Raw genomic sequence first — 12,119 nt, forward strand, 5'->3', positions numbered from 1 at the left:
ATGGGCAGTACAATGAAAATCGTTTGACAGGCTGAGTGGGCTGCATCGGTAAAACGACTGACCGACTTGCGCCGTACGTTAGTCTTCTTATCGTCCACCAATTCACCCCTTTTTCGGGTCCTAATCTACGTTGTTTTGCTGTTGAGTTTTTACTCCCTTTTTGTCGTTTCTCTGTTTTTCAACCCCTGAAATTTACCTTTTTATCCTCCGTTTTACATCCTTCAATGGTGACAAAAAGGGAACATATAGACTCATAAATACCCTTTTATGCTATAATTTAAGTACTTGATAATTCGAATGTTATATCTTTCTGATTGAATGAAAGATTAAACTGTAAACAAAACTTGTCACTTTTTTGTCGCCGTTCGTCTTTAATGCACTATGTAAATATACTGATTTTCAATCATTTATCATCTTTCTATAATTATATAAAATCACTTCCCTATTTGTCGCACATCCCTTTTGCCCGAAACATGTTCCTATTTTGTCGCATAGTTTGCCCCACTCTATAATTCACTTTCCTAAAAAACACTCCCTTTTTGTCGCTTTTCTGCTTTCTTATCCATAGAGTTTTTACTCCCAATATGTCGTCGCACTGCTGCCCAGTAGCCGTCTTCTTTCTGCAAAAGAGCGGCGAAATTAGTAAAATACACCCTGATTTTATGGCTTTACATTTGGTGTTTTCAATTTCTTCAGCCTTACTTTTGGGGCTTGATTCTCATACGCGTTGTGTGAAATTGGCTCTTAATTCGGAAACTACATATTGATTTTTTTGCAGCAAATTCTTATTATTTCATCCTCTTTTTTCCCGATAATCTATCTCGATCAATCCTATTTATGCGTTTAAAATTACCCGTCTTACAAGTAAAATCACATTCATTTCTGACACTAAAAGTTGATTTTCAATCCTCCATTTCTCATTGTTTTATCTCTTATTTCTCCCAATATTTTATTAGTATCAGCCTTATTTTTGATTCTAAAATCGCATGAATTACATGCAAAATAACCTTCATTTCAGCCGCTAAAAATTAAATTTTAACCCCGTATTTCTCCTTATTTTATACTTTATTTCTCGCAATATGTTATCGAGATCAGCCCTATTTTTGTGTCTAAATTCACCCGACTTGCGAACAAATAAGCCTTTATTTCTGACATTACAAAATTGAATTTTAACCTTTATTTCCTCTTATTTTATACTTTACTTCTCGCAATATTTTATCAAGAACTGCCCTATTTATGGTTCTTAGATCATACGAATTACATGCAAAATAACCTTTATTTCAGATGGAAAATACAGTCTTCCAAACCTCCATTTCTCCTTGTTTTCTTTTCCCAAGACTATTCACGACACCCCGCCAGGTACATCCCCTCCCTTCGGAGGGGCTTGGGGAGGCCGCTCTTCGGGCTTGGGCCGTTCCTTCTGAACAATCTTTACATTTCCTCCCCCTTATTTTTTATTCTTCCTCCCCCACCCTTCTTTTTCTCTCTTTGTAACCCTTAGATTCTCAATGAGTTACAGTTGGTGTTGTAAAAGGGCATGTTTTGCATTGCAAAAGGGCGTCTTTTACATCTCAAAAGGGCATCTTTTACCGTGCAAAAGGTGCTCTTTTACAACCCGAAAGGGCATCTATTGAAAACCAATCATGAAAAATCTTGTCATCAATAGCCCCTTTCAACTGTCCAAAACGTACTGAAAAGCATTCCAACCGTTTATCCTCACCTACTCATAGCAGTCCACAACAGCAACTTCCCTCCTTCATCTTACAGTAGTAATTTTGTCCTTTCTTTTTCTCATTTCGATTTATATACACTATCATCTCTGTGTTACCGTGTCCGTTCTGAGATAGGATTGGGCGTTAGATACAATGATTACAGGGGTGATTTGTATAAGGATAAGGCAGTATTCTTTGTCTCTTATGCCGTAGTATTGCGATAATTCACGCTTATTTCATCATGGGGCTGAACTTATTTACGGTTCAGCCCCTTTTTTCTGGTAAAGTTTTTGCACAGTACAAGCTCATCCTTCTTCCTTTTTCAATAGGGAACTTACAAGTATTTTAACAGTAAATCATCGTCCCCAACCACATCCCGCCAGGTACATCCCCTTCTTCGTAGGGGCTTAGGGAGACCCCATCCCCCCTTTCCTTTATTCCTCTCCACTACTATATAAAACGGCAACTTCCTCACTCTTTGTCGTCCATCACGCTGAAATATCCCCTTCAACAAGTGAAAAACATCGCTTCCTCCAGTACTCATCACCAGCAAACCACGACTCCCAACCCTACTTTGCCAGGCACATCCCCTCCTTCGGAGGGGCTTGGGGAGGCCGCTCTTTCCCCCTTTCTTTTTCTCCTTTGGGCTTGGGGATGCTCTCCTTTCATTTTTCAAATATTTCCGTCCACTCCCCCACTTGCTCTCAAATATTGAAAATATGAGCACGTTATTTTCCGTCAAAATACCCCTTTTTTGTCCTTCACTGCAGCAGCTGATGCTTTTGTCGACCAATTCATTACTTTTTATTTCCTCTCTTCTCTATCCCCTAATACCTTCTTGCTCTCCTTCTTCCTATGTTTATTCTTTACCAGTTTCACCCGATCATTATGCTTTTCTGTAACCGTATAATAATATAAATATATATAAACGGATTAATTTATTTACTTTTTTATAGCTTTAATTCTTATGTTATTTATTCGTTTCTTTAAAGATGTATATAATTAAAAACATGTCTATTTACTTATGTTGTTATGTTTATACTTGAAAGAATATAAACGTAAATATATAAATACATTGTTGTATGCTTATTTATTTGTTTCCTTATTTATATCTATAGTTATTTATATGATAGTATAAAAGAATAAATAATTAAATATATACTATATGTTTGTATCTTGTTATATCGATATAATATATAAATATATAAATGAGTAATATTTTGTGTTTGGTGTTTATTAAGAATCTATTTCGTTCTGGTTTAATTCCTTTTTCTTTTCTTCTTCGTCTTTTTTTCTCCAGCCTTTTTGGCTCATTATTGAATCGTTTATATGTGTTTTATGAGTGTTTTACAGTTTAATACTTCTCTTTTCTTGTTTTCTGCCTACTTGTTTTCTCTTCTTCTTGTTATATAGTTGCGCCTAATTGGACTTAAATACTTGACTACGTGTTTTATATATAATAATATGTATATATATTTATTGTGCGGTTTTAAGGTCTTTCCCGTTCTAATAGTATTGCTTTTTACTACTTCTCTTGTGCTAATCCCTGACTTCTCGGATGCTCTTTCTTTTCTCTCTTTGTTCTGAAGTGTTTGCTACTTTAGTCTCAATGATTACCTGTAAAGTGCTCTTTATTAATATATTATATATTTATACTTTTAATTATTTATATCTTAAACAGTCTTCTTTGTCATACTTAGCTGCAGCTTTATACTGCTTTCTCAGCCCTGTTCGGTACGCTTTTAAGCTTTTCACAAGTAGTCTTCCCTCACTCCATTGCTGCTGATATGTCTTTTTCTTTTCCTCTGATCCTGTTTCTTTTCTCTGTGTTTTGCAGCCCTTCTTGTCTGCCCTCTCTGTCTTATATGGGTCGTTATTCGTTTTTCTTTGGTGTTGCTTCTCTCTTTATATTTAGTCGCTTTTTCTTCTAAAACACTAATAATTAATTTTCTATATATTTGTTTGTTTATTTAAATATATCTGATTAGTGATTATTCTGAATGCCTTCTGGTGTGCTTTTCTGTCTCTATCATCTTACTTTCTTTGCTTTTCTTCCTGCTCACGGCAGCTTTGTCGGTGCCCTTTTGTTCTCCTTATGATCATTTGCTGGCTGCTCCTGACATATTCCTTTGGGTATAGTGCAGGATAAGTCCCTCTTCTCGGTCTTTTCATCTTTTGTTCCTTCGGTTCTAATAGCAGTATAATTTGTATTTATTTATATGTTTAGATGAATGTATGATTATATAAAGCATGCACTATTATCTATGTTTTGGTTTTATAATACATAAATATATAAATAAGTATTATATTTTGTTTTATCATAATTCTTCTCGTTTCTCTTCTTTTGTTTGCTTCTCTTTTCTCTTTATTTGTTTCCTTAATAAGATAAATATATAAAAGTATAAGTATGTGGAAATGTATTTAATCTTTTACTTTTTTCTCTTTTTATTTTTATCATTAAAAACATTTGAATGTATTTGTTTGTTTCAATAATTAAGTGTATATTTGCATGTGTATAAATATAATGGCGCATTTATGTGCTTATTTATCTGAATCTATTTAAATATAAATATATAAATGAAGATTAAAAAGTTCCTTGTTAGCGGTTTTCAGGGTGAGACATTAAACTGGGCAATAGGACTTTTGGTTGCTTTCAGTCTGGTTAGTATGATTGACCATTGGACTGGAACGCCGAATGATGGACAGAGTTCTTTCGTTGAAGCCTTTGCTACTATGCAGAGTGCATCGCCCATTCAGATTGCTGAAGCAGTATTGCTCTTAGCCACTCAGTTGACAATGTGGGAAGTGCTTCGCAGATGTTTGCATAAGTCGGGACACTTCTTCTTGCAGTTGGCAGTGATCGTTCTGATGGTTTTGTCGCTTCTTGTGACAGGTGTCTCTTGTTATCCTGTCAGCGATGTGACGGCAGATGGTAATCTTGTTCCAGCCATGTCGCACACGGAAATGGTGCTGCGTAACATCCTGGACAATAGTTATATTGCGATATTCTTTACCAATCTGTTTCTTGGAATAGGGCTGATTCGGAAGTTCCGCGGTATGATTCGCCTTTACGGTTGGTCGGTTTTCGTTTGTCCGTTGCTCACTTCACTTTGTAATTTCACTTACCTCTATATATATAATAATGTGGGGGGTGTGACGATGACAGCCATTCAGACTTACGGAACGATCTTCACTTTGATTGGTTTCGTGCTTAGCTTGCTGCCATTTATTGCGCTTCGTGCTTCGATGACGACAGAGATTACGGAGGAGGAGAGTGCTAATTCCGACCTGAATGCTTATCATTGATGCTTTGAAGGTAGTCGGATTTTGCTCTGATTGATAAATATTGGTGATTTAAAGGCTTTTATTTCTCTCATATTTTCAGTATTTACGGGCAAATGGCGGAGCGCTTAAAAATATCGCAAAAATGAGCCTTGATAGGGTAGGGGATAGTTGACAAAATGAAAGTTTATGGTACGTTTGTTTGTGGATTGTTACATCAAATAAAGCTTACGAGTACTTATTGAGATATGAGACATAGCAAAAAGTTAACTTTTTTACCTGTAAGAAGATTCGAGGAAAACCTCTCAACGGGGCTTTCAACACTCTTTTTTCTCGGTGTTTTGGTTGATTTGTTAGCACTTTTCAGTCAATCAGACATCATAAACGGTGGAATTTTCACTGCAGAACAGAACACAACAGCCGATTATATATCAGCTTCTTCCGAGCTTTTGGTCGGTTTCTCTTTGGCAGGAATCGCCTTTTTGTTGGGTCATATCACGTGTAGGGTAGGGAAAAGGAACTTCAGATGGCGCAAAGTGAGTTGGCTTTCTTCCATTTTAGGTTGCACTTTGGCTTGCGCTTCATTGTGTAGTAAAGTTGGATTGTTCTACTTTACCGATGAAGACTCCGACCTTTTCTCTTTCTTTGATGGTGCCAGTACACTGTTCTGGATGATAAGTTTGCTCGCTTATTTCCTTGTTTTGGTGATGATAAGAGGTTTATCAACCGACCGATTGTACCATTTAGCCAACCGAGCGTTGGTCTTTTCGATTCTGCTTCTACTCTTTGTGGGAGGTTTCTTGCTCCCTATTCTTCTCTTTAACTTGTCATTGACAGTTTATTTAGTGGTAGCTTTGGTGTATATTCTACTCATTTCGGTACTTGGGATGACATGGAGAAGAATCCTTTCTTTGTCCTCTTACCATTCAGAAGAGGAGGAAACAGAAGACAAAAAGCTTAAAAAAACATCCTACGAAGCATATACATAGGTTTTTATGTTATTACTTTAAGATGTATAAACATAAGAATATAAAGGCTTGAAAATAAGAAAATATAAATATATAAATAATGAAAAATAGGAAAATAGTATTTGCAAACCAGAAAGGTGGAGTAGGGAAGAGCACGCTGTGCATCCTCTTTGCCAACTATCTTGCATGGAAAGGGAAGTCCGTATGCATAATAGATACCGACCTACAGAAGACCATTCTTATGCAACGCCAGAAGGATACACAGATCTATGAAGACTGGGATGAACCTTATAACGTACAGGATTTCGATGTCACCGACCCCGAAACGATGCAGCAACTCATGGATTCTGCGGCACAAGTGGATGGTTATGTGCTCTTCGATTCACCAGGTAACATCAGTGAAGACGGTCTGGCGCCACTCTTTGTGGATGCTGATTTCATCGTTTGTCCGTATGAATACGAAGACAAAACACTTGATTCTACAGGCGTTTTCGTACAGGTTCTCAACGCCTTACGCGAACATAACCCACAGATGCATGCGCAAATCTTCTTCGTTCCGAACCGCATTGACCCCCGTATTGGTACTGCTGACGAGCAGATGATGTGGCGTGAGACAGATGATCTCTTCGGAAAATTCGGAAAGGTTACACCCGTTGTGAACAGTAGGGCAGCGCTGAAAAGAACGAATACCTTCGAACTTTTGGCAACACAACGTGATGCTGTGAAGAAAGCTTTTGAGTATATGATAAAGAAAATGAAGTAAGAATAGATAAATTAACTATGGCAAAGAAAAAAACAATGGTTGTGATGCCTGGTGGACTTGCTGGTCTGGCACATAACGCACAGAGAGGTAGCGATACCCCATCGGCAACAAATAACGACGAGAACGTTGCAGCTGAAGAGGCTAAGAAAGCTGAAGAGGCAGCTGCTGCAGAGGCAGAACGCATGGCAGCAGAGCAGGCAGCAGCAGAAGAAGCAGCAAAGAAAGAGGCTGAAGCAAAGGCAGCTCAGCAGCCTGTTCAGGCTGAAAGCTTCACACGTCATGCTGCACAGACGGCGCAAAATGACGTCAAAGACCGTACAGCACCAGCTGCAAAGAAGCTCCCAAAGGCTGAAGGACGACAGTTGGCACGTGAATATACGATAGCAAAAGACAGTGGTGAAGACAGCTGGCAACTGTTCCTCGACCTCGCTCGGGACTATAAAGCACGTGATTCAAGGCTTGCGACGGTGTATATTGACTCCGATCTGAAGAGCGTTCTCGACCGTTTGAAGTCGGCATCAAGTATCAAACTGCCTTCAACAGCACTGCTTAGCGCCATCGTAGCACGCTTCGTTTTCGACCACGAGAAGGATATTAAGAACGCCATCTTTGGTGAGAGTCTGTTGTAAAAGGTGTGTCTGACGCTGCAGGAAACAGTAGAAATTCCCTGCATTGTCTGCAAAATTGAACAGTAAAAGGTGGGGTTGACGCTGCAGGAAACAGTAGAATTTCCCTGCGTTGTCTGTAAAATTGAACAGTAAAGGTAGTGGCTGGCACTGCAGGAAACAGTAGAATTTCCCTGCTTTATCTGTAAAATTAAACTGTAAAGGTAGTGGCTGACACTGTAGGAAATAGTAGATTTTCCTTGCTTTTCCTGTAAAATTGAACAGTAAAGGTTGTGGTTGATGCTGCAGGAACAGTTTTCAGAGCAGCTGACAGGGCAATCCTGACGGGTCATATCAGCCCAGAAAGCATTTAAAAGGGAGTGGGATCCTTTGCATTATGCAAATATTTCACTACTTTTGTAACAGTAAAGAATTAAGCGAAAGATATGGAACCATTGGCTGAACGCATGCGCCCCCACACGCTCGATGAGTACATCGGACAGCAACATCTCATAGGGGAAGGAGCTGTACTGAGGCGTATGATAGACTCAGGACACATATCATCGTTCATTCTTTGGGGACCTCCCGGTGTCGGGAAGACCACCCTTGCGCAGATCATAGCACATCGTTTGGAGACGCCGTTCTATACTCTCTCTGCCGTAACGAGCGGTGTGAAGGATGTACGAGACGTCATTGAGAGGGCACAGAGCGGACGTTTCTTCAACTCCGTGTCGCCCATTCTCTTCATAGATGAGATTCATCGGTTCTCCAAATCACAGCAAGATTCACTCTTAGGGGCTGTAGAAAAGGGAACAGTAACGCTCATCGGCGCCACAACAGAGAACCCTTCGTTCGAAGTTATACGCCCGTTGCTCTCCCGTTGTCAGCTTTATGTGCTGAAATCTTTGGAGAAAGACGACCTCCTGAAGCTCCTTCACCGTGCGATAACGGAAGATGTTGAACTGCAGAAACGCGACATCCAACTCACTGAGACGGCTGCTTTGTTGCGTTACAGTGGGGGAGATGCACGCAAACTGTTGAATATCCTTGACCTCATCGTCAGTGCTGAAGCTGGCAAAACAGTGGAGATCACGGACGAGATAGTTGAAGAACGCCTGCAACAGAACCCCTTGGCATACGATAAAGGGGGCGAAATGCACTATGATATCGTGTCGGCATTCATCAAATCGATACGTGGTGGCGACCCAGATGCGGCACTTTACTGGATGGCGCGTATGATTGAAGGAGGCGAAGACCCACAGTTCATTGCACGACGGGTGGTCATCAGTGCCTCGGAAGACATCGGACTAGCCAATCCCAACGCCCTTCTGCTTGCCAATGCAGCCTTCGATGCGGTGATGAAGATCGGTTGGCCAGAGGGCAGGATACCCCTTGCTGAAGCTGTTGTGTACCTTGCCATGTCGCCAAAAAGCACCTCTTCCTACCGCGGAATCAATGCTGCGCTGGCTGAAGTACAGAAGAGTGGCAACCTACCCGTACCTCTTCACCTGCGCAATGCACCAACAAAGCTGATGCGAGACCTCGGCTATGGCAAGGAATATAAGTATCCACCCGATTATCCGGGGCACTATGTTAAACAACAATACATGCCAGACGGACTCACAGATGTCAGCTTCTGGGAGCGACAAGAGAATGATAAAGTAAACAGAAATAATAACAAGTAAAACGTAATAACACACCCCATAAAACGTAATAGTTTCTCCACAGAATGGTGAAGGCAATCCCATGACAAGCCGCCTGACGCGCGGTCATCGTGGAGAAGGGCAGGGGAGGGGCTCTTAATCATGAAAATAGTAATACTCGACTGCCATGCAGTCAATCCCGGAGACCTCTCTTGGGATGAGATAAAAGGTCTTGCCGACTGCACCGTCTACGAACGTAGCAAACCCGAAGAGGTGGTGCAAAGGGCGAAAGATGCCGATGCCATCCTTATTAATAAGGTCAATATCACCCGTGAACTACTTGCACAACTGCCACGGTTGAAGTACATTGGTGAGCTGGCAACAGGTTATAACAACATTGATCTCGATGCTGCTCATGAGCGAGGCATCACAGTTACGAACATTCCGGCATACAGTACGGACAGCGTTGCACAGCATGTCTTTGCACTGTTGTTGAACGTTACCAATCGGGCTGACCACTATGCAGAGGCTACACGTGAGGGAACTTGGAGCCGACAGCTCGACTTCTGCTACTGGGATTCACCGTTGATTGAACTGTCAGGGAAGACAATGGGCATCGTCGGACTGGGTCACATCGGTTGTAAAGTGGCTGAGATTGCCCATGCCATGGGGATGGATATCTCTGCAGCAACAAGCAAAAACAGTAGTGATCTACCAGAATGTATCCGTAAAGTGACCATGGAAGGACTCTTCAGTACATCCGATATCATCACGCTGCACTGCCCTCTTACGGCTGAAAACCACCATATGATCAATGCCAAGACACTGGCAATGATGCGTCCGGGAACGATCCTTATCAATACCGGAAGGGGTGGATTGATTGATGAAGAAGCTGTGGCAGCAGCACTCGAGAGCGGACATCTGCGTGCTTACTGTGCCGATGTGCTGGAACAGGAACCCCCTCGTGCCGACAATCCACTGCTCCGTCAGTCCAATGCCTACATCACTCCGCATGTCGCATGGGCTACACGTGAAGCACGCAAACGCCTGATGGACATCTGTGTGGAGAACATCAAACGCTTCATGGCAGGTGAACCACAGAACGAAGTATAGGTAAAGAGATTTTAAAAGACACTGCAGTGATGCAGCAAAATAGTTTTTCAATATATTAAATTATGGTATTATGCCACCCGTCAACCCATGGCAGGCGTGTAAGGGGAGGGAGTATCAATCATCTATAATACTGCTGATGCGTGGGAAAGGGCATCCTTGTCCACCCCACACGTAGGCAACACCACAGGCAGACGGGATGTCTATCCTTCCTTTATGGACATTTGATGCACCCAAAGGGGTGGCTTTTTTTCAGGATTATGATATACAACGACCCACAACTTGCACATACACTCCAGGTCATTCTGGAGTTTCTTGGAACTTTCGCATTCGCCATTTCAGGTATCAGACATGCTGCACAGAAGCATTTCGACTGGTTTGGAGGCTACGTCTGTGGCTTTGCTGTCGCCATAGGTGGCGGTACAATCCGTGACAGTATGCTGGGTGTACGCCCGTTCTGGATGACGGATATCATGTATGTTCTCTGTACTGCATTGGCGCTTTTGCTCGTTATTCTGTCACGAAAGTGGATAAAACGACTCAGCAATGCCTGGTTTGTGTTCGACACATTGGGCTTGGCACTCTTCACCATAGCGGGTATTCAGAAGACACTTGCACTCGGTCATCCCTTCTGGGTGGCTATCATCATGGGCTGTATCACGGGTGTGGCAGGTGGAGTGATACGTGACGTACTGCTTAATAACGTGCCCGTCATCTTCCATAAGGAGATCTATGCCGTCGCAAGTGTGACCGGAGGAATCGTCTATTGGGCACTCTTCTCCCTCGGATTGAGCCTTCCGTGGGTTATCGTCATCACCTTCCTCACGGTCTCTATAATCCGTTTTGTTGCAGTAGGTTACCACATTTCCCTACCAACACTGCATGCTGAGGATGAAAAAAAATAAGTAAAAAAGATACGTAAACATTTGGTAGAACCAATAAAAAGCCATACCTTTGCACTCGCAATTCAGCAATAAGCCATTAGGTACATGCTGAATGTAACCATTAACAATGGTTCCGTAGCTCAACTGAATAGAGCACTTGACTACGGATCAAGAGGTTACAGGTTTGAATCCTGTCGGAATCACAAAAGGAACACTCGTCTTGAGTGTTCCTTTTTTTTGTGTTTTACGGTTTATGATGCTTACAAATACGTTGTGAAAGGTCATAAACCGCGTTTCTGCAGACGTCCTGTTATTATCCATCGGTGTGATATCCTGCTTCGTCTTTGTGCTCCTCCCCACCGCTGATGGATGCGCATCAGCGGTGCAATGCAGCACACTTTCTTTATTCGACGACGATGTTAAAGCCCACAAGTACTGCTTTTGGGGATTGACAAGTAAACGGGTTAAATGCGACAAAGCATATTTTTTGAACTCTAAACCTTTACCCATTAAGAATAGACAAGCGCCCTTTAAGCCCAATTTCTTCATCCTTTTATCTCCCCAACCCCCAGCATTCCGTATCCCGCCAGGCACATCCCCTCCTTCGGAGGGGCTTGGGGAGGCCCCCTCTCAGGACTTGTTCAGCCACCCATATCCCACCGTTTCCTCTCACATCCCCTCCTCCGGAGGGGCTTGGGGAGGCTTTATTTGTCAATTTCTTTCCCTTCCGTTTTTCAATCTACGCCCTTTTGCGTTCTAAAAGATGCCCTTTTGCGTTGTAAAAGGGCATCTTTTGACGTGTAAAAGGGCATGTTTTGCAATGCAAAAGGGCGTCTTTTACAACCCTCTTTGTAACCTATTGATAATGCGGAGGTTACAGAGCCGGTTTTTGATGATAAGGAGTTGATTTGCGAACAATGGTGCAGTATAAATTGTAAGGGTATTTCAAACAGCCTGAACATATCCCCGAAGCAGCCTCTCCCCGGCCCTCTCCGAAGGGAGAGGGAGAACAATTAGCGAGATTCCCCGATGTATTTGAGAGTGCATAAAACGGTGTTTGAGGATTTTTGTGGAGTGGTTTTGGGGTTAAAAAGTGAATAATTTGTATACTATAGAATAAGAAATTACGCGTTAACAAGTAGACGGTTCGCG

General features: G+C 41.9%; 9 protein-coding genes and 1 tRNA gene. 8 read left to right on the forward strand and 2 right to left on the reverse strand.

Features of this window, described 5'->3' with window-relative positions:
* Positions 1-2,046: 2,046 nt before the first annotated feature.
* On the reverse strand, positions 2,047-2,454 hold the full coding sequence (locus tag ACZ48L_RS10950; RefSeq protein WP_278576771.1) for a hypothetical protein: 408 nt from the start codon (positions 2,452-2,454) through the stop codon (positions 2,047-2,049).
* Between the two features lie 1,835 nt (positions 2,455-4,289).
* Between ACZ48L_RS10950 and ACZ48L_RS10955 the strand changes: the two genes are divergently transcribed.
* The 8 genes from ACZ48L_RS10955 (at position 4,290) to ACZ48L_RS10990 (ending at position 11,170) form a co-directional block, all read left to right on the forward strand.
* Positions 4,290-5,018 carry a hypothetical protein gene (locus ACZ48L_RS10955; protein WP_081767869.1) on the forward strand — a complete coding sequence of 243 codons (729 nt, stop codon included), beginning with the start codon at positions 4,290-4,292 and terminating at the stop codon, positions 5,016-5,018.
* Between the two features lie 224 nt (positions 5,019-5,242).
* Positions 5,243-5,983 carry a hypothetical protein gene (locus ACZ48L_RS10960; protein WP_044113970.1) on the forward strand — a complete coding sequence of 247 codons (741 nt, stop codon included), beginning with the start codon at positions 5,243-5,245 and terminating at the stop codon, positions 5,981-5,983.
* Between the two features lie 79 nt (positions 5,984-6,062).
* On the forward strand, positions 6,063-6,725 hold the full coding sequence (locus tag ACZ48L_RS10965) for a ParA family protein (RefSeq protein WP_008823782.1): 663 nt from the start codon (positions 6,063-6,065) through the stop codon (positions 6,723-6,725).
* Positions 6,726-6,742: 17 nt separating this feature from the next.
* Positions 6,743-7,354 carry a hypothetical protein gene (locus ACZ48L_RS10970; RefSeq protein ID WP_025792579.1) on the forward strand — a complete coding sequence of 204 codons (612 nt, stop codon included), beginning with the start codon at positions 6,743-6,745 and terminating at the stop codon, positions 7,352-7,354.
* Positions 7,355-7,776: 422 nt separating this feature from the next.
* Positions 7,777-9,015 carry a replication-associated recombination protein A gene (locus tag ACZ48L_RS10975; protein WP_025792577.1) on the forward strand — a complete coding sequence of 413 codons (1,239 nt, stop codon included), beginning with the start codon at positions 7,777-7,779 and terminating at the stop codon, positions 9,013-9,015.
* 120 nt (positions 9,016-9,135) lie between these two features.
* Positions 9,136-10,086 (forward strand): D-2-hydroxyacid dehydrogenase, encoded by a 951-nt coding sequence (locus ACZ48L_RS10980; protein ID WP_025792576.1) that lies wholly within the window; start codon positions 9,136-9,138, stop codon positions 10,084-10,086.
* 257 nt (positions 10,087-10,343) lie between these two features.
* Positions 10,344-10,988: a trimeric intracellular cation channel family protein gene (locus tag ACZ48L_RS10985; RefSeq protein WP_025792575.1), complete on the forward strand. Its 645-nt coding sequence runs from the start codon at positions 10,344-10,346 to the stop codon at positions 10,986-10,988.
* 108 nt (positions 10,989-11,096) lie between these two features.
* Positions 11,097-11,170 (forward strand) — tRNA-Arg (locus tag ACZ48L_RS10990).
* Here ACZ48L_RS10990 and ACZ48L_RS10995 read toward each other — a convergent pair.
* The gene (locus tag ACZ48L_RS10995; protein ID WP_081767868.1) at positions 11,136-11,516 is read right to left on the reverse strand and encodes a hypothetical protein; all 381 of its coding nucleotides are present in this window, start codon (positions 11,514-11,516) and stop codon (positions 11,136-11,138) included. The genes ACZ48L_RS10990 and ACZ48L_RS10995 overlap by 35 nt on opposite strands.
* Between the last annotated feature and the right edge of the window lie 603 nt (positions 11,517-12,119).

This window comes from Prevotella histicola (genome assembly GCF_055385135.1).

Bases quoted from the DNA above. Each gene is read 5' to 3' on its own strand.
- ACZ48L_RS10955 (WP_081767869.1), top strand. From the start codon at position 4,290: ATGAAGATTAAAAAGTTCCTTGTTAGCGGTTTTCAGGGTGAGACATTA.
- ACZ48L_RS10970 (WP_025792579.1), top strand. From the start codon at position 6,743: ATGGCAAAGAAAAAAACAATGGTTGTGATGCCTGGTGGACTTGCTGGT.
- ACZ48L_RS10980 (WP_025792576.1), top strand. From the start codon at position 9,136: ATGAAAATAGTAATACTCGACTGCCATGCAGTCAATCCCGGAGACCTC.
- ACZ48L_RS10985 (WP_025792575.1), top strand. From the start codon at position 10,344: ATGATATACAACGACCCACAACTTGCACATACACTCCAGGTCATTCTG.
- ACZ48L_RS10960 (WP_044113970.1), top strand. From the start codon at position 5,243: ATGAGACATAGCAAAAAGTTAACTTTTTTACCTGTAAGAAGATTCGAG.
- ACZ48L_RS10975 (WP_025792577.1), top strand. From the start codon at position 7,777: ATGGAACCATTGGCTGAACGCATGCGCCCCCACACGCTCGATGAGTAC.
- ACZ48L_RS10995 (WP_081767868.1), bottom strand. From the start codon at position 11,516: ATGAAGAAATTGGGCTTAAAGGGCGCTTGTCTATTCTTAATGGGTAAA.
- ACZ48L_RS10965 (WP_008823782.1), top strand. From the start codon at position 6,063: ATGAAAAATAGGAAAATAGTATTTGCAAACCAGAAAGGTGGAGTAGGG.